Origin of the sequence: Desmospora activa DSM 45169, assembly GCF_003046315.1 — a bacterium.
Classification (GTDB): domain Bacteria; phylum Bacillota; class Bacilli; order Thermoactinomycetales; family DSM-45169; genus Desmospora; species Desmospora activa.
On sequence record NZ_PZZP01000004.1, the window covers coordinates 121,861 to 139,277 of the forward strand.

General features: G+C 50.3%; 16 protein-coding genes. 6 read left to right on the plus strand and 10 right to left on the minus strand.

All coding sequences use genetic code 11. The features are described 5' to 3' along the window. Positions 1-23 precede the first annotated feature (23 nt). The 6 genes from C8J48_RS17720 to C8J48_RS17745 all read right to left on the minus strand — a co-directional run bounded on the left by C8J48_RS17720 (position 24) and on the right by C8J48_RS17745 (position 6,087). Positions 24-1,109: an outer membrane lipoprotein-sorting protein gene (locus C8J48_RS17720; RefSeq protein ID WP_107728591.1), complete on the minus strand. Its 1,086-nt coding sequence runs from the start codon at positions 1,107-1,109 to the stop codon at positions 24-26. Between the two features lie 56 nt (positions 1,110-1,165). Next, a complete protein-coding gene (locus C8J48_RS17725; protein WP_170105691.1) occupies positions 1,166-2,716 on the minus strand; it encodes an NAD(P)H-hydrate dehydratase in 1,551 nt (516 codons plus the stop codon). Positions 2,717-3,126: 410 nt separating this feature from the next. Beyond that, entirely contained in the window at positions 3,127-3,504 is a 378-nt protein-coding gene (gene acpS / locus C8J48_RS17730) for a holo-ACP synthase (protein WP_107728593.1), read from the minus strand. A gap of 13 nt (positions 3,505-3,517) precedes the next feature. Then, positions 3,518-4,633: an ABC transporter permease gene (locus tag C8J48_RS17735; RefSeq protein WP_107728594.1), complete on the minus strand. Its 1,116-nt coding sequence runs from the start codon at positions 4,631-4,633 to the stop codon at positions 3,518-3,520. Next, the gene (locus C8J48_RS17740) at positions 4,630-5,544 is read right to left on the minus strand and encodes an ABC transporter ATP-binding protein (RefSeq protein WP_107728595.1); all 915 of its coding nucleotides are present in this window, start codon (positions 5,542-5,544) and stop codon (positions 4,630-4,632) included. Before C8J48_RS17740 ends, C8J48_RS17735 begins: the two co-directional genes overlap by 4 nt. 117 nt (positions 5,545-5,661) lie before the next feature. After that, positions 5,662-6,087 carry a DUF2621 family protein gene (locus tag C8J48_RS17745; protein ID WP_107728596.1) on the minus strand — a complete coding sequence of 142 codons (426 nt, stop codon included), beginning with the start codon at positions 6,085-6,087 and terminating at the stop codon, positions 5,662-5,664. A 468-nt stretch (positions 6,088-6,555) separates the two neighbouring features. On the opposite strand from C8J48_RS17745, the gene C8J48_RS17750 reads away from it, so the two are divergent. The 6 genes from C8J48_RS17750 to C8J48_RS17775 all read left to right on the plus strand — a co-directional run bounded on the left by C8J48_RS17750 (position 6,556) and on the right by C8J48_RS17775 (position 12,549). Next, the gene (locus tag C8J48_RS17750) at positions 6,556-8,760 is read left to right on the plus strand and encodes a transglycosylase domain-containing protein (RefSeq protein ID WP_107728597.1); all 2,205 of its coding nucleotides are present in this window, start codon (positions 6,556-6,558) and stop codon (positions 8,758-8,760) included. A gap of 226 nt (positions 8,761-8,986) precedes the next feature. Beyond that, positions 8,987-9,481, plus strand: a complete 495-nt coding sequence (locus tag C8J48_RS17755; protein ID WP_170105693.1) for an AbrB family transcriptional regulator — start codon at positions 8,987-8,989, stop codon at positions 9,479-9,481. 118 nt (positions 9,482-9,599) lie between these two features. Then, positions 9,600-9,884 (plus strand): antibiotic biosynthesis monooxygenase family protein, encoded by a 285-nt coding sequence (locus C8J48_RS17760; protein ID WP_170105695.1) that lies wholly within the window; start codon positions 9,600-9,602, stop codon positions 9,882-9,884. 28 nt (positions 9,885-9,912) lie between these two features. Continuing rightward, a complete protein-coding gene (locus C8J48_RS17765; RefSeq protein WP_107728600.1) occupies positions 9,913-10,365 on the plus strand; it encodes a DUF2269 family protein in 453 nt (150 codons plus the stop codon). A gap of 160 nt (positions 10,366-10,525) precedes the next feature. Further along, positions 10,526-11,071: an NfeD family protein gene (locus C8J48_RS17770; RefSeq protein ID WP_107728601.1), complete on the plus strand. Its 546-nt coding sequence runs from the start codon at positions 10,526-10,528 to the stop codon at positions 11,069-11,071. Then, complete coding sequence (locus C8J48_RS17775; protein WP_107728602.1) at positions 11,068-12,549, plus strand: flotillin lipid rafts scaffold protein FloT; 1,482 nt, start codon at positions 11,068-11,070, stop codon at positions 12,547-12,549. The genes C8J48_RS17770 and C8J48_RS17775 overlap by 4 nt, the downstream gene beginning before the upstream one ends. A 172-nt stretch (positions 12,550-12,721) precedes the next feature. On the opposite strand, the gene C8J48_RS17780 is transcribed toward C8J48_RS17775, so the two are convergent. From C8J48_RS17780 to C8J48_RS17795, 4 genes are all read right to left on the minus strand, one after another. Then, entirely contained in the window at positions 12,722-14,059 is a 1,338-nt protein-coding gene (locus tag C8J48_RS17780) for an MATE family efflux transporter (RefSeq protein ID WP_107728603.1), read from the minus strand. Further along, complete coding sequence (locus C8J48_RS17785) at positions 14,046-14,321, minus strand: hypothetical protein (protein WP_107728604.1); 276 nt, start codon at positions 14,319-14,321, stop codon at positions 14,046-14,048. Before C8J48_RS17785 ends, C8J48_RS17780 begins: the two co-directional genes overlap by 14 nt. Positions 14,322-14,336: 15 nt before the next feature. Next, positions 14,337-14,945, minus strand: coding sequence for a TetR/AcrR family transcriptional regulator (locus C8J48_RS17790; protein WP_170105697.1), 609 nt, complete (start codon positions 14,943-14,945; stop codon positions 14,337-14,339). A gap of 185 nt (positions 14,946-15,130) precedes the next feature. Further along, positions 15,131-17,023, minus strand: a complete 1,893-nt coding sequence (locus tag C8J48_RS17795; RefSeq protein WP_107728640.1) for a heavy metal translocating P-type ATPase — start codon at positions 17,021-17,023, stop codon at positions 15,131-15,133. Positions 17,024-17,417: the final 394 nt, after the last annotated feature.

Here is a 17,417-nt window from a genome sequence, read left to right on the forward strand (position 1 = left end):
CCGCCACCCCGGTGGCGGATCATTTATTTTTCTTCTGCCTGACCGTAAACCGATTCAGCAACCTGGAGAAGCTCTTCCTCCGGTAGTGCGCCGATCAGTTCCAGCTCCGTCCCTTCGTAAGTCCAAGAGAGGTGTTTTTTTCCGTCTCGCTCTAACAAAATACCAACGGTATAGCCCAGATCGACTGGTTTTCCGTAAACTGGAGCGCTGGCTTCCACTGCGACCGGCTGCCTTTGTGTGAGCGTAAAGGGCTTTTCTCCCTGGTAACGGGTGATCACCGCCGGTCCATCCGGGGTTTCGACGGTGGTTTCATTCATCGCCTTATATCCTTCCGGGATATAATCCGGTGTAAAAACATCCAGGCTGTTGTCAGGCTTTTCTTCTGCTGTCTCTTGTTCCTTGTCTTTATCCTGATCTTCATCCTGATCCTTATCCTGATCTTTATCTTTGGCTAAAGTGGGCACGCTTCGTCCAGCAAAGCCCGTCATATTGCGTTCCATATCGAAGGCGTCCTTATCGAAAGAAGTATCCGCTTCAAAACTGTCAAATTGAACCTCCACCATCACTTTTTCCTCGTCGTTTAGTACTTGCACTTTTTGTGGGTTGTATTTTCGGTCCATCCAGATCTGCTGTGAGACGAGGGATTGATTTTGTGGGTAGTTGGCGGCTACTTCAAATTGATACTGCTTTTCCGTCGGTGTCACTTTACGTGTGGAATCATCGATAATACTGTTTAACAAGGACTCGTACAGGTAGACTTGCCCGCTATTTTCCGGCCAGTCGCTCTGAAAGCGGAAGCTCTTTTCCAGATGGGGGGTCAAGACAAACACCCCTTCATCATTGCGCAATAGAATCTGTGTTACGTCCTTTTTGGTATTGGTAAGCGACACTCGGTAAAAGTGGGGCTTTTTAAACCATACTTCAACTTTGTACTCCTGAGGGGCGGTACCGCTGTTGATGGTCATGGTGCCTTTGCTTTTGTAGCTTTCCATCTTCTCTGAGCGTTTGGACAGATCGCTCACGATTTCTTCCGGGGTTTTTTCGCCGCAGCCGGCAAGAAAGACGATCGCTGACAGCAGCACGACGCAAACCCATGTGATCCGACGCATTTCATCCACCCTTTCCCGATGGAGAGACGCCAGGTCTATCCTTCGAAATGTGTCGGTCAGGCACGGGAGCGCAATTGGATCAACTGATGAAGAGCAGGTCCGATGGCACGAACAACATCGGTGGCAACAACGCTATCCGGAGTATCGACAACGGCTAGACGGCCGGCGCGACTGTGCAGATGAACCGATAGGGCCGCCGCTGCAAACGGTGGAATGCCACGGGCCAACCAGGCTCCCAGAATCCCGGTCAACACATCACCGGAACCGGCTTTAGCTAGTGCGGGTGCTACATTTCCCTCAACGACGCAGGACCCGTCCGCCGCTGCGATAATGGTGTGACTTCCCTTCAACACCACGGTTACACCGTACTCTCGGGCCCAATCCCGAGCCACCCCTGGACGATTCGCCTCCACTTCGCTTACGGTACAAGCGGCGAGACGGGCCATCTCGCCCGGGTGTGGGGTTAGGACGACGGTCGATGCAACCTGACGCAGGATCGCAGGTTCGCGCGCGAGCAAGTTGAGACCATCGGCATCCAGTACCACCGGGCAGCCCAACTCCAGCAGAGGTTTTAACCACGTAACGTTGGACACACGGCCCAACCCCGGACCGACAGCAACAGCGCGGAAGCGATTTTTTCGCTCATCCCATCCTAGAGGAAGAGAATCGGCAAAACCGCCGTCGCCACGATCAGGCCACCCCCACACGAGTGGCTCTGTCACCTGGGAAGCCATCGCTGTCTCTTGCCCTTCCGGCACGGCCACCGTCACCATGCCGACACCGGTGCGGTAGGCGGCCATTGATGCCAATGCTGCCGCCCCCAACATGCCGCGGGAACCTCCCACCACCATCATGTGCCCATGTGTGCCTTTGTGCGACCATGGAGAGCGAGGGTGGAGATACTCTCCCCACTCATCGATGCCGTTGAGGCGGGCAGTAGGGGGGTGGGTTTGGTGAGCAACAGCAGGGATGCCGATGTCGGCCACCGTCAGCTCGCCACAGTGCTCCGCCCCTGGCTGTAGATAATGCCCCCACTTGGGTCCAGCCAAGGTAACGGTCCAATCGGCCTGAACCGCCTTCCCCGGTACCGCTCCGGTGTCCGTCTCCACCCCGCTGGGGAGATCGACCGCCAAAATTCGCCCCCGTGTCTCCCGGTTGACTGCAGCGATCACCGTTTGTAACGGCTCCCGCGGTTGACCGCGTACACCGGTACCCAGCATGGCGTCGATCACCCAGTCGGAACGGCGCAGGTCATCCACCAAATCCGGCAAGCGCTCTTGTTCCCACTGGAGCGGGTGGGGTTGAGAGCGGAGGCAGACATCGCGAAAAAGGCGTGTCTCCGCGGACATTTTCGCCGTCGGTCCCAGTTGCCACAAACGCACGTGCCAACCTGCCGACGCCAACAAGCGGGCGATGACGTAGCCGTCACCACCGTTGTTGCCCGTTCCGGCCAATACTGTTGCCCTACCTAAACCGGGATGACGTTTCAGTAACTGTCGTGTCACCGCTTGGCCCGCATTTTCCATCAGAACCGCTCCCGGTACACCGATCGTTTCGATGGCGTACCGGTCCAAATCGCGCATTTCCTGTGCAGTGTAGAGATACAAGGATGTCCCTCCTAACCGCGTTACCATCATATGTCCCAGTCGGTGGTGTTATGCAGACAAGGTTGACAGGCTACTCGCCTCTTCAGTAAAACAGATTGATGACAATGTGGACTCGGGTCCCGATTTCCGTCTTCGCGCCTCTTTCCCTTGCAATGATGAAGGGCTGTCCGCTCCGTCCCCTCCGACCCCAACCAGCGTACATCAGGAAAAGTATGTGTGCCACTAAACGGTTAGGGCCTGCGGAGACTCCGTTAAGCAGTCGGTCAAAGTAAGACTAAAGTACGGAGTGACCGAGGCGAGACTTGTGCTTTAGTGCGAAGGGCGCTACACCGAAAATCGCTCCCCTCTTCCCATTACTGGGGTTTGTCAGCAACCTCAAAAGCAATTGTCGCTCAAGCAAACTCGTAAGCTCAATCTCTCTGTTCGACGACGACAAATGCTGTAGCCTGCTCTTCCGTATGGGTGATCGACAGATGGATCGCGATATCGCTGTTCCAACCGAGGCGTGTTTGAGCCACCTTCGACAGACGGGCGATCGGTTTTCCCCGCTCATCCGGTAGAACCGTGATATCACAAAAATTAACCATGGCGCCAATTCCCGTTCCAGCCGCCTTGGACAGCGCCTCTTTGGCGGCGAAGCGGCCGGCCATCCATTCGATTCGCCGCTTTTCACTCGTAGGCAGATAGGCTTGCTCTTCAGGAGTCAAGATCCGTTTGGCTAGCCTTTGCGGACCAAAGGCAGCGATACGGGCACACGAGATGCTGTCGGTTCCGATCCCTACAATCATGACGCCACCCCTATCATTCTACATCCCAGCGAAATGTGACCGCAGCTACGGTAAAAGCCACCACCAACCACGCCGCCAGAATGGACAACGGCAGCGACAATTGAGCAAGGGTGGCCCCATCGTTCATCACGCCACGAAGGGAGTGGGTTAGATGTCCGATCGGAATCGCCTGAACCACGGGTTGCAACAGCCCCGGCAGATCACGAACGGGAAAGAAGATTCCGCCGACGAAAATCATGGGAAAGGAGATTAAACCAGCAATGGGACCGGCGCTTTCCGGAGTTTTGGTCAGGCTGGCGATAATAAATCCAATCGCCATAAAGGTGAGACTGCCCAAAAGCACCACAGCCAACAAAAGCAGCCACGACCCGTTCATCTGAACGTCAAACAGGAAAAAAGCAACCAGCAGAATGACTACCGCCTGTAAACTGTTTAAGAGTACCCGCGCCGTAATCTGTCCGGCGATAAAGGTGGAGCTTTTCAGAGGGGTACCCTGCATTCTGCGCAAAATCCCTCGCTCCCGCCAAGAGGCGATCGTACCGGCAACACCGTTTAAGTTGTTCGTCATAATCATCATCGCCAGGATACCCGGCGCCATAAAATCCATCGTGCCCAGGGAGCGGGTTTGGACATCAACCTGTTCCATCGCAATCACCGGTTGATACCCGACCAATTCCTTGTTGCGTGCATCCACTACCTGAGCTACCACCGATTGCCCCACTTCAGCTACTGTCGGGTTGCTGCTGTCTAAGTAGAGAGCGATTTGCCCTGTTGCATGGGCTTTTCCGGAAGATGAAAATTTCTCCACTTCCGCTCCTAGCCCTTTTTGCAGCACAATCATCATCTCGGCACTACCGGAACGGACCTGTTTTAACCCAAGCTCCCGTTCCGCAGTGGAGACGGCTAAACCTTCCGTCTCTTGAAATGCGCGTACTAACTCCTGCGATTGGGGGGAACCATCTTCATCCACCACAATCGTGTCCAGTGTAAACTGGTTGCCGCCTGTTCCCATCAACGTACCCAGTCCCACCATCATCAAAATCGGCAACAACAGCGACCAGATAATCATATTTTTATTGCGGATAAACAACAATAGCTGGGCCCATGTTAACCGCCAGTATGCGTTCATTGTGTCAACCTCTTTCCCGTTCGTTGCAAAAAGACATCTTCCAAGGTAGCGGTACGGGTGCGCAGGCCGGAGAGAACCCACCCGTTTGCATCCGCCAGGGGAATCAGGCGCAGCAGCGTACTCTGTAGACGATCCGTTAATAAGACAGTCGCTCCGTCTTCTGCCTGCTTTACTTCCTTCACCCCGTCCAGGGCTTGGAACATCTCCTGCGGCTGGGGTTTACTCAGTACAAATTCCACCACACTGTCGGAAGCCAGCTGGCGAATCAACCCCGCCGGTGAATCCAAAGCGATGATGCGGCCTGAGTCCATTATTGCCACCCGGTCACACAATTGCTCTGCCTCTTCCATATAGTGAGTGGATAAAAAAACGGTACGACCCTCATCTTTGAGACGTTGAACGATGGCCCACAGATCACGGCGCGCCTTGGGATCGAGACCGGTAGTAGGCTCGTCCAGAAAGATCACCTTAGGATCATGTACCACCGCTAAGGCGATGGCCAACCGCTGCCGCTGCCCACCGGAAAGGTGTTTGACCAACGTCTTCGCCTTTCCTTCCAGATCGAAGGAAGCTAGCAATTCTTCTACCGATCGCATCTGAGCATAGAAGCTGCCGTACAGCAGAATGATTTCACGCGTTGTCAAATGATCAAACAACGCCGTCGACTGCAACTGTACACCGATCCGTTCTTTCACCGCATTCCGCTGCCGGATGGCGTTATGGCCGTCAATGGAGATTTCACCGCCGTCAGGGGTACGTAACCCTTCCATCATTTCCATGGTGGTGGTTTTTCCGGCACCGTTGGGACCCAAAAGGCCAAAAATCTCTCCCTGTGCCACTTCAAAACTGATGTAATCCACTACACGTTGACCGTTATAGATTTTCACCAGATCTTTTACTTGTATCATCATCGGCTGTTCAGGCCCCTTTTTCTTAAAGGTGTTTAGTCACCCGATCCTGTCGGAATCAGTATAGCACAGAGCCGATCCAATAAAAAAAGCACTACCGAAGTCCCGGCCCTACCCGTATCACTTCAGCAGCCCTTGATAAGGTTGTAGATCGATCTCCTTTTTCTGTAGTGTTTGCACCAACCATTGATGATCCCGTTTGGGTGTCGCCATGATATAACCGCGAATAATCAAATCTCGGCTCATGGCATCAGCCTTTTCCTGTACCGCCAACTGGCCGATCTTGCCGGCGATGGTGCGCATAGCGGTATCCCGGAACGGTTTTGGAACCGGCTGAACCAATTCTTCCAATAATGACTTTTGCTCTTCCGTCCACAAATGGCGCGTCCGTTCGATATAATGATCCTGCCAGTCCAAATCGGATTTACCGTCCTCTTTTGGCATCGCCTTGAGAAACTTGCGAAACATAAAGTATCCGCCTGTTCCAAGAAACCAGACCATAAACAAAAACCACAATACCATTAACCATGTAATCCAATCCGGCATTCCTATTCACCTCTTGCTATGAAATCCCTGGTGCCTCATCTGCAAAGGTTGATCTTGAAATCATATAGGGTGGTCGAGAGTGGATTCCCGTATTCGCTCCATGCGTGGCAAAGTCGCTCATCCGGGTATCCCCCCCTCCCTAACCAACAACGTTAGCAGTTGGGGCATTAGCAGACGACTTCCTTTCCCCCCCATTGTAGCATGCCGTTGTCCGTCGGTCACGTCGGGAGAGAGTGGGGACCAGAGAAGAGGGCGAGATTGATATTTGTACATGCTGCGGGGTGAGAACGGGGAAGTTTGGGGGCGTCTACAGTCTCTTGCCAAACAACGAGCTTAATCGCCCCTTCCTTTAACCCAATCCCCCATCTTCGCGAGTTTTCGGCAACTGTTCACATTTGGATTTTTCGTTTTGATTTCCGTTCACGCTCAATATGATATATATTGTAATCTGGGGGGAGAGTGCGACAAATGAATGCGCGAAAACTGAAGACCTTCGGCCGTCTATTTTGGAAAGCGATGATGACAAAGAAGTGGTGGCTGTTGGTGGTCTCCACCACTTTATTGGTCGTTGTGGGCGGATTAGCCGCCGTTATGTTGACCACAAACGTTTATGAATTGGATAGCTTAAAAAAATTGAAGTTTGCCACCACCCTTTATGATCGCGATGAGAAAGAGATTGAAGCACTGGGAGATACCAACCGTGAATACATCGATCTGGATGATGTAAAATCCCAGGAGCTGATGGAAGCTTTTGTCGCGATTGAGGACGAACGCTTCTATGAACATAACGGCCCCGACTTAAAGGGTCTCGCCCGCGCTTTGGCAGTAGATATCCTCACCATGAGCGCCGCTGAAGGCGGAAGCACGATCACGATGCAGGTTGCGCGCAATATCGTTCTAAACGAACAGAGAGAAAAAACATTTATGCGCAAAGTGACGGAAATCGCCATCGCTTACAACCTGGAACGCAAATATACGAAAAAAGAGATTTTGGAATCCTACCTAAACTATATCTCCCTCGGCAATGAATTCCGGGGAATTCAGACGGCTTCCAAAAACTATTTTGATAAAGATCTGACCAAAGACGAGCTGGAACCGCATGAAATCGCTCTGCTGGCCGGACTGCCCAAAGCACCGGAAGGATACAATCCGTTTAAGCACGAAAAAAATGCGATTCAACGCCGCAATGTCGTATTGGCCAAAATGGCGGAAAAAGAGATGATCACCGAGCAGGAAAAAGAAAAATATCAGAAGATGGATCTTGGCGTTGACCCCAAAAACATGGCCAAGCACCGTAAAAACGAAAATTACCACGCCTACAAAGATTTCTTGGCCAATGAAGCGTTGGAACGATATGGCCTCGACGGTCAGGATCTCTTAAACGGCGGCTACAAAATCTATACCGGTATGAACAAAAAAGCACAGATGTCCCTGGAACGCGCACTAAGGGATGATAGTTACTACCAGGGTCATGACAACTTGGATGCCGGTGCAACCATCATCGATCCCAAAACGGGAGAGATCGCCGCCATCGGTGGAGGCCGCAACTACCTGAGCGGATATGAAAACCGTGCACTCTCCCGTGTGCAACCCGGTTCCGCCATTAAACCGCTGACGGTATTTGCCCCGGTGGTGGAAGAAAAGGGTTATAACGAAAACAGCTATGTCTCCGACTCCCCGTATACCTATAACGGCTGGTCCCCTCAAAACTATGACGGGGTGTTTCAAGGTAGCATTCCTTTAAAACAGGCAGCAGCCCGCTCCATCAACGCAGGAACCGCTCGCCTGCTAGTGGAAGTGGTAGGAGTGGAGACTGCCTTCCAGTATGCAGAAAAGGAAGGGCTAGCACTGGAGGAGAGCGATAAACAACCGGCGCCCCTCTCGCTCGGCGGACTGTCCAAAGGAGTAAGTACCCTACAGGTCGCGCAAGCGTATAGCCTTTTTCCCAACGGGGGCAAATTTAGCGAAGCCCACAGCATCGTTAAAATCGTCGCCCCTGATGGCACGGAACTAGAGCCGAAAAAGGAATTGCGCCAAAACGAGAAAGTATTTAGCCCCCGTACCGCCGATGTGATGAACCAAATGTTAAGCTATGTAGTGCAAAGCGGAACCGGCGGAAACGCCCGCTTAGCCGATGGGCGCGATGTAGCCGGAAAAACAGGTACCACTCAAAATAACAAGGAAGCCTGGTTTGTCGGATACACGCCCGAATATGTGATGGCTACGATGGTGTTTAATGAGGGAGGAGAGCATGTCCGCCTATCCGGCGGTGAATATCCGGCACGCATCTTCCACAAAGTGATGACAGATACATTGTCAGGGACAGAAGTTAGCCGGTTTGAACGATTCGGGGGAGACGGCACCACACCGACCCAACCTACCGACACTCCAGCCTCGCCTCCCGCTGACTCGCAAAATAACAATCTTTCGGAGAAAGAACAGGAAAAACAGCGCAAACAGGAGGAGAAAGAGGCGGAAAAAGAGCGAAAGCAGCAGGAAAAGGAACAGAAAAAGCGGGAGGAAGAAGAACGGAAACGGCAAGAAGAAAACGCTGACGATGGAGAACCCGCTACACCACCGCCTGCGCAAGAACCGCCCCAACCCGGCAATGGCGGAGATACTGGCGGTAACCCCGGAGACGGTGGAGATGACAACGGCAACGAAGGTGAGTAACACGATAAAAGGAACCGATCGCACAGCGCGGTCGGTTTTTTTGTTTTAGCCCATCTTGGCTTTTATTGGCTTTGTACACAGCAGGAAAATAAGACCCAGATGAAGAAAACCTCTATAGGACAAAACTAAGTTTCATATAGTGAAACCATAAGCCTTTTTCTCTATCGAGCCCACTCTTCCATCAAACGACATCGATCAAGATTGGAACCAGAAGGAGTGATAAATGATGGAATGGTCGCGAACCGCACTCACCCTATTATGTGCGCTTTTAGGTGGATGGTTGGGCCACTCGTTACGTATTCCCGCCGGTCCCATGATCGGCTCAATGGTCGGAGTCGCGTCAGTACAATTGATCGGCTTTCCGTTGGGTGCCTTTCCGTCCTGGCTTCCCATCGGCCTTCAAATTTGTTTAGGTGCGATGCTGGGTCTAAAAATCACCCGCCAAACTTTAGTCGATCTACAATCCGTCTGGGCTCCCGCGATTATCGTTGCCCTGCTCGCTGTCGCTTTTGGAGTCATCGTCGGCTGGTTGATCAGCCGTGTAGCGGGCTGGGACTACTTAACCAGTTATTTTTCCGCTGCCCCCGGCGGCATGTCCGATCTGCTGCTGATCGCATCCACCACAGAGGCGGATACATCCAAAGTGATGACTTTGCATCTCGTGCGGCTGGTTACCGTTATTTTAACGGTTCCCTTATTGGTCAAGTGGTTTTTCAAATAATCAACCAACCTGAAGTGATCATTCTATGTCTTTTTTAGGACAAATGGATTAGAAATCAGCGAGAAGGGAACAACGAACGGGGAAAGTTCGATAAAATAGATGCTGGGAGGGAAAGCTGTTGTATCAGGTCAATAACCGTATTGCCGTCGATTCGGATGAGCATTTCAACAAACTGGTCGAACGTTTCCACGGGGCACCGGAACGGATGAAAAAGGTGCCGGGCTTTGTCTCTTTCCGACTGCTGAAGGCTGAAAACGGGACTGCACTGGTAGTAGAGACGGTTTTTGCGAGCAAAGAGGATTTTATCCGCTGGACGGAGAGTGAACATTTTACCAAGGCACACGGTGGCCGTTCCTCCGCCAATCGCGATGCCAATTTGGATTGCTATGAAGTGATACTGTAGATCCCAACAAAAGAAAGGATTGAATACGATGGATTATAAAATTGCACTCTTTTTTCATGTCGTTAGCATGGCCGCTTGGTTCGGCGGTTTATCCGTTATGGCGGTCTGGTTGCGCAAGGCGATCGCCAATCATGAAGCCGGTATCTCCATGAGTAAAAGCTTAGAATTTGTCCATAACCTCAATATTCGCATGATGGTGCCGACAGCAGCTCTGGTTCTTATCGCCGGACTGTATATGCTGATCGGACAAGGCGGTTCCGGGGGGCAAACGTGGTTGCTTATCAAAGAGCGGTTTGGATCCTTATTCCTGCTGGTATACATCATCGGCTTCCCGATCTTTGGCGGCAAAATCTTTAAACAGGCAAAAGCGGCGACAGACGCCAATACCATGGCATCCTTGGTAAAGCGCTATATCATGGTACTCAATGTTACACTGTTGATCCTCGCTTTCATCATCTTAACTGCTACCATCAAATTTTGACAGTGCAACTACAGAACCTAATTTACACCTTTCTTTCTAATCCCTTCTCACCCTACCGTGAAAGGGATTAGTTCTTTTTAGTTAATTTTTCATTTTTCAAAACTAATTGTCACATGAAATGGTATGATATATCCGACAACCCAAAAAGGGGGAATCCCCCATGGACTGGACAACGATCTTTTGGTACTGCTTCTGGGGCGGATTGGTGGCTTCGCTAGCACTCTGGCTGCTGGGTGATTGGTTGGGCGGCCTTTTGGACGGCATCTGGGAGTTTGCCTCCAGCTTGTTTCAGCCGGTCACCTTGGTAGGGGCGATCACTGCGTTTGGAGCGGCTGGCCTCATCTTAACGGAATCGACACCGTTGACCGGTATCCTGTTGATTGCCACCTCTCTTGCCATCGCCATCATCGCTTTTCTTTTGCTCTATTATCTGGTGGTACGCCCCGTCGCCGACGCCGAAAGTTCCAGCGCCTTCCGCCTGCAAGAATTGGTCGGGCATACGGGAGAAGTACTAATCACCATTCCCGACCAAGGATGCGGAGAAGTGCTGATCTGGACTGGAAGCGGCCACACCAATCAGATCGCTTCCAGCCACCGAGGCGAATCCATCCCCTCAGGCACCCGTATCGTGGTACGACGCGTGGAAGACTCCGTTCTGTGGGTGACCCCGGTTGATCCCTCTCAAGGAGTGAACAAAACGATATGACCACCCTCAGCATCATCTTGATGACGGTGGGCGCCTTTTTTGTGTTGGCCATCTGCTTTTGGGCCCGCTACAAAACCGTCGGCGCCGATGAAGCCCTGGTTGTTACCGGGAGTTTGCTCGGTCGTAAAAATGTGCTCAGCGACGATTCCGGCAAAAAAATGAAAATTATCCGCGGTGGTGGCGCCTTTATCCTTCCCATTTTTCAACGTGCGGAGCGACTCAGCCTGCTTTCGCACAAGTTGACCGTCTCCACTCCTGAAGTTTACACCGAGCAAGGGGTACCGGTGATGGCCGACGGAGTCGCTATCATTAAAATCGGCGGTTCGCTGGAAGATGTCGCCACCGCCGGTGAACAATTTATGGGTAAAGCGGTAGATGTGCTCAAAGACGAAGCGGAAGAAGTACTGGAAGGGCATCTGCGCGCCATCCTGGGTACGATGACGGTAGAGGAAATCTACAAAAACCGGGAGCGTTTCGCCCAGGAGGTACAATCTGTCGCCGCCAAGGACCTGAAAAAGATGGGATTGCAAATCGTCTCTTTCACCATCAAAGATGTACGCGACAACAACGGCTATCTGGAAGCCTTGGGCCGCCCCCGCATCGCTGCTGTTCGCCGGGATGCCGATATCGCAGAAGCCAACGCCAACCGCGACACCGAGATCCAAACCGCCAAAGCGCGGGAAGAGGGTACCAAGGCAACCCTGATCTCAGAGACCAACATCGCGGAAGCGAATAAAGATAAAGAGCTGCGCGTCGCCCAGTTTAAGATTGAACAAGACATGAAAAAGGCGGAAGCAGACCAAGCGTACCAACTCCAGGAAAATCGCTATAAACAGCAAGTGGTGGATGAAGAGATGAAGATTGAGCTGGTGCGTAAGCAAAAAGCGATTGAACTGGAAGAAAAGGAGATCCTCCGACGCGAAAAGCAATATGACGCAGAAGTGCGCAAAAAAGCAGACGCTGACCGCTACTCGCAAGAACAGGCTGCTGAAGCCAGCCGCTTTGAACGGGAAGCCCAGGCCCGGGCCGAAGCGGAAGCGATCCGGACCAAGGGAATCGCCGACGCGGAATCCCATAAAGCCCAGGGACAAGCCCAAGCCGATGTGATCCGCTCTAAAGGGTTGGCTGAAGCAGAAGCGAAAGAAAAACTAGCGGAAGCCTTTGAACGATACGGCCAAGCAGCCATCCTGGACCTCATCGCTAAGATGCTGCCAGAACTGGCCGCCAAAGTGGCGGAACCGATGAACCGCATCGACAAAATCACTGTAGTTGACTCCGGCCAAGGCGGTGACGGCGCCGCCAAGGTGAGCAACTACGTCACCCGGCTGATGGCCCAAGCACCGGAAATGGTAAGCCAAGTCTCCGGTTTGGACATCAATGCCTTGATGAAACAGGCAACCAGTAAATCATTGGAGGAACCAGTAAAAGTAGTAGAAAAAGAAGAAGCCGACAAAACGGTTGAAAAAGAGATTGTCTGACAGATCACCCCCTCTTCCAAACAGAAGAGGGGGTGGTTACCGATTTGCTCCACTTCCTGTCGACATGCTATTTCAGTACCACTCGATAATGAATTTATAGGTAATATATCGGAACAGATGGAGTTACATTTACGAAATAGCATTCGGAATTTCTTTGATTGTAGTTTTTTGACTAAGTGTTAGAAAGTAAATTACGGTCTTTATATAGATAGAGGATCGAGAGAAAGAATGCAAGTAAATCAGCAGTAGGAAAGGCTAACCAAACTCCGTTGACACCTAATAAACTGGGCAAGATTAATACAAGTGGAAGCAAAAAGAGTACTTGTCGTGCCATCGATAAGATTAGAGTCTTTCGGGCAAAGCCGAGCGCTTGATAAAGGCCTCCGATCACAATTGGTAATCCAATCAAGAAGCTAGCCGCAAATACAATTCGAATCGCCTCGATACCTTGTGCCACAGTTGCCTTGTCCGAACTAAAGACCCTCATGATCCATTCTGGGAATATCATCATGACGATAAAAATGATAATCGAAGTGACTGAGGCAACCTTTAAACCAAGGGTGATAGTATCGTTCACCCGTTGAAAATGGTTTGATCCAAAGTTATACCCAACAATCGGTTGCATGCCTTGGACCACACCATTGATCGGCATCGACGTAAACGTTATGATTCGATAAATAATACCAAAGACTCCAACAGCGATAGCCCCACTATAAACATTCAACATATAGTTAACGGCTACGATCATCAGACTACCGGCAACCAGCTGGATACCCGCAGGCAGACCGATCACAAGAACCTCTTTCATAAGATGTAGCTTCGGTTGAAGAGAATTGATCCCCAGTGAAAAGTTACTCTTTTCTGATAAAAAATAAAACACCGCAAGTATAGAGGTAACAATATGAGCTAGAACTGTTGCTATAGCAGCACCTTGTGTTCCCATATGAAATCCAAAAATAAAGATAGGATCAAGAACAATATTAAGCAACGATCCCGTAGCCATCAATATAAAAACAACCTTTGCATTTCCTTCCGATCGAATCAAGTTGTTGGAAGTAAAAACAAAGACAGAAAAGAGGGTACCCATTAAAATCGGGAACAAATAATCTGAAGCATACGGCATGATCATATCAGTCGCTCCAAACAGCCGCAACAAAGGCTTCAAAAAGAAGAGTGCACAAACCACTCCTAATATCCCAACACCGAATACCATTAAGAGCAAGTTTCCAAACACCGTATTTGCAGTTTCTCGACGCCCTTCACCTAGACGTCGAGAAACCACGGAAGCTCCCCCCAAGCCTATGGCACCGGCAAGTGCCAAAATAATCATCTGAACCGGAAAAGCAATACTGAGGCCTGCAACACCCAATATCCCTACACCATGAGCTATAAAAATGGTATCCATAATATTATATAAAGCATTGATCAACATACCGAGCACGGCTGGGACAGACATTTTCCATAAAAGCTTTGGAATGGATTCATAGCTAAGGGGATTACTGTGTTCCATTATCATTTGCCTCAATCTGTTTCTTTTCGGATTGATAGTACAGGAAGCCTTCGATTCTGTCTTCAATTTCTTGTTCACTCATTCCAAATAACTCTTTTAAAATCTCCCTCTGTTCAGACTCATCATTTTTTCGCTTGTCGTCATTTGACAATCTTTCTGTTAATACCGAAAGAAAAACAACTTCTCTCAGAGTATGATATTGTTCTTCAGTCATCACTTCCGATACGTTCAGATCCTTTATTTTCTTATAATGAGAAGTCATTTTGAACAGCTCCTCTTATTTTTCGATTCCTTGGAAATACATTTTTATGACATACCGAATGAAATCATCTTTTGATACCTTTCCATTTTTCACCGATTCACTATAAACATGTGGATCAAAAATGTTCATAAACAAATTTGCCATCATTTCTGTAGGAATAGCAGAATCAAAAATTTTGGCTGCTTTGCCTTCCTCATGAATCTCTATAATACCGCTTATAATATTTGATAATACTTTTTGAATTTGAACGCCTCTTTCACCTTGGAAAACGGAAGCCATGTCTGGATAACTCTTCATTACAAATTGAAAAAATGCTCCCGACATCTCTTTCTTAATTAAAAACACTAATTTTTCTTTGCTCGAACCATGATAAGCTTTTGCTTCCTCTACAGTATTTAAAAAAGAATACAGCTTCGGTTCAACTAAAGCAAAAACAAGCTCATCCTTACTTTTAAAATGCAGATACAAAGTACCTTTCGCGATACCTGCATTTGCTGCAATTTCGTCCATACTTGTATGATGATATCCCTTCTTCATTAGAACATTTTCAGCTGTTTGAAGTATGAACTGCTCTCTTTCCTGACGTTGGCGCTCCTTTAAAGTGAGTTTCGCTCTTTTTTCCACTATATACCTCCAGTGAACTTTACATTCATAAAATGACTTTAAAGTCATATTACAGAGTGACCTGAATTTTGTCAACTCTAAAATTAAGTGATCCATCGCAGAGCTGGATTCTGTGATGGATCTAAGAAGTATTTCTGTCGATCAGAGGGAACTCGGGAACTCTCCTCTATCCTTAGCTCTCCTTTTCACCTTAACAACCGTAATCCGTTTAATATCACCAACAGCGTACTTCCTTCATGCCCCACCACTCCCAATGGTAACGCAATGCCGTTGGTGAAGTTAACCAAGATCAATCCACCGATCACAGCCAGGGCAAAGACGAGATTTTGTTTCACAATCCGCCAGGTACGCTGCCCTAACGCAATCGCTTCCGACACTTTGCCCAGATCATCATTCATCAGAACGACACGGGCGGTATCCAGGGCGACATCACTACCCGCGGCTCCCATGGCGATCCCCACGTGCGCCGTTGCGAGAGCAGGAGCATCATTGACACCGTCGCCCACCATCGCTACCGGGCCCCGCTTTTGTGCCCAGCGCTGAATCGCCGCCACTTTTTCCTCCGGCAACAATTCCGCTTCCACATGCTGAATCCCGACTTCTTGGGCGATCGCTTCTGCGGTCCGGCGGCGATCCCCGGTAAGCATAACCACTTCCAGTCCCCGCTTTTGTAACACTTGGATGGCCTCTTTCGCTTCGGGACGGATTTGATCACGCAGGGCGATTAACCCGATCGGTGTCTCCTCTTGTGCCAATGCCACCACCGTTTTCCCTTCCGCTTCCAGACGCGCCAGCGCAGGATGATCCACCGACATGATCCAAGCCGGTTTACCCAAGCGCCACCGTTTTTGTCGCCACTCGCCCTTTACTCCGTGACCGGTAACCGATTGAAACGAATGCGGACGTACCGGTGATAGGTTGCGTTTTTTTGCCTCCGCCACCACTGCGCGGGCGATCGGATGTTCAGACAAGGTTTCCAGTGAGGCTGCGGCCAACAAAATATCACTCTCCTGCTCTCCTGCCAACGGGACAACATCCGTTACCGCCAATTCACCCTTGGTAAGGGTACCGGTCTTGTCCAGCGCTACCACTTGCACTTCAGACAGGGATTCAACATAAGCCCCACCTTTAAACAGCAGCCCTTGGCGGGCACCGTTGGACATCGCTGACAAGACCGCCGGCATAATCGCCGCAACGACGGCACAGGGGGAGGCCACCACCAGAAACACCATGGCCCGATAAACGGTATTGCTCCAATTCCATCCCCACAGCAGCGGTGGCGCGATCAACAGCAGACCGGTCACCAACAACACCGCTTTCACGTACATGCCTTCAAATCGTTCAATTTTACGCTGTGAGGGCGGTTGCTGACTCTTCGCCTCTTCCACCAAACGTAGAATTTTGGAAAATGTACTCTCTTCCGCCGGGCGTGACACTTTTACCACCAGTGAGCCGGTGCCGTTGATCGTCCCGGCAAACACCCCGTCGCCGGGACGCTTTCCTACCGGAACCGACTCACCGGTGATGGTGGATTGATCCACTTCCGACGCCCCTTCGATCACCTCTCCGTCAACGGGAAGCTGTGCGCCGGGCTTTACCAACACCCGATCACCCGGGCGCAAATCATCGATCGATACTTCCGTCTCTTCGCTTCCCCGCAACAACAACGCCGACTGCGGTTGCAGCGACAACAGTGAGGATAAATCTCGTTGGCTTCTCTGTTCACTATAACGTTCCAACGCACCACTGAGCGCAAAGATAAAGATCAAAAGCGCCCCTTCCATCCAATATCCGATAAAGGCAGCCCCGATCGCAGCCACCAACATCAGCAGATTAACATCCAGCTTTCTCTCCACGACAAGGGCCGTCAACCCTTCCTTCGCCTTGGCAAAACCTCCGATGACATAAGCGGCTAAATATAAAGTGAGCGCACTCATCGGCATCCACTCGGTCATCCACCACGCCACCAAGGTGAGAACGCCGCTAACCACTGCGGCAACCCCTTCCCCGTGTCGCCGTATCCACGCTGTCCCTTTTTTCTCTTCCTGCTCGGTCAGTACCGAATAACGGGAAGGCATCACCAACCGTTTCACCCATTCACTCACCGCTTACACCACCTTTTGAGAATAAGATTCATTGTTATCGCTCATAAAAAATGCACATGCTGCCCGCTGAATTGCGGACAGCACAACTGAGAATGAAATTCAGTTTTGATTCAAACCAACACAATTGGCTATAGGAAATGTATTTATAATCATTATAAAGTAAGAATTAGTTTTTGAAAAGCCCTCTATGGTTCTGTTTTGACAAAGCGGTGAAAAACGTGCATTCCCCATTTGAAAAAGGTATACTGGGCGTGACTATATCAACATCCTCTTTCGCCATATACAGTGAAATGGGATACATAGCCGAAAATTTGTTGATGATTGATATTTCGATTCGATCATTATTTCTTTTGTTATCAATCTGACT

Excerpts from the sequence above, each read along its gene's own strand:
- C8J48_RS17720 (WP_107728591.1), bottom strand. The coding sequence starts at position 1,109 with ATGCGTCGGATCACATGGGTTTGCGTCGTGCTGCTGTCAGCGATCGTC.
- C8J48_RS17780 (WP_107728603.1), bottom strand. The coding sequence starts at position 14,059 with ATGGAACACAGTAATCCCCTTAGCTATGAATCCATTCCAAAGCTTTTA.
- C8J48_RS17750 (WP_107728597.1), top strand. The coding sequence starts at position 6,556 with ATGAATGCGCGAAAACTGAAGACCTTCGGCCGTCTATTTTGGAAAGCG.
- C8J48_RS17735 (WP_107728594.1), bottom strand. The coding sequence starts at position 4,633 with ATGAACGCATACTGGCGGTTAACATGGGCCCAGCTATTGTTGTTTATC.
- C8J48_RS17795 (WP_107728640.1), bottom strand. The coding sequence starts at position 17,023 with ATGCCTTCCCGTTATTCGGTACTGACCGAGCAGGAAGAGAAAAAAGGG.
- C8J48_RS17785 (WP_107728604.1), bottom strand. The coding sequence starts at position 14,321 with ATGACTTCTCATTATAAGAAAATAAAGGATCTGAACGTATCGGAAGTG.
- C8J48_RS17740 (WP_107728595.1), bottom strand. The coding sequence starts at position 5,544 with ATGATGATACAAGTAAAAGATCTGGTGAAAATCTATAACGGTCAACGT.
- C8J48_RS17765 (WP_107728600.1), top strand. The coding sequence starts at position 9,913 with ATGGATTATAAAATTGCACTCTTTTTTCATGTCGTTAGCATGGCCGCT.
- C8J48_RS17770 (WP_107728601.1), top strand. The coding sequence starts at position 10,526 with ATGGACTGGACAACGATCTTTTGGTACTGCTTCTGGGGCGGATTGGTG.
- C8J48_RS17775 (WP_107728602.1), top strand. The coding sequence starts at position 11,068 with ATGACCACCCTCAGCATCATCTTGATGACGGTGGGCGCCTTTTTTGTG.
- C8J48_RS17745 (WP_107728596.1), bottom strand. The coding sequence starts at position 6,087 with ATGCCGGATTGGATTACATGGTTAATGGTATTGTGGTTTTTGTTTATG.
- acpS (WP_107728593.1), bottom strand. The coding sequence starts at position 3,504 with ATGATTGTAGGGATCGGAACCGACAGCATCTCGTGTGCCCGTATCGCT.
- C8J48_RS17755 (WP_170105693.1), top strand. The coding sequence starts at position 8,987 with ATGGAATGGTCGCGAACCGCACTCACCCTATTATGTGCGCTTTTAGGT.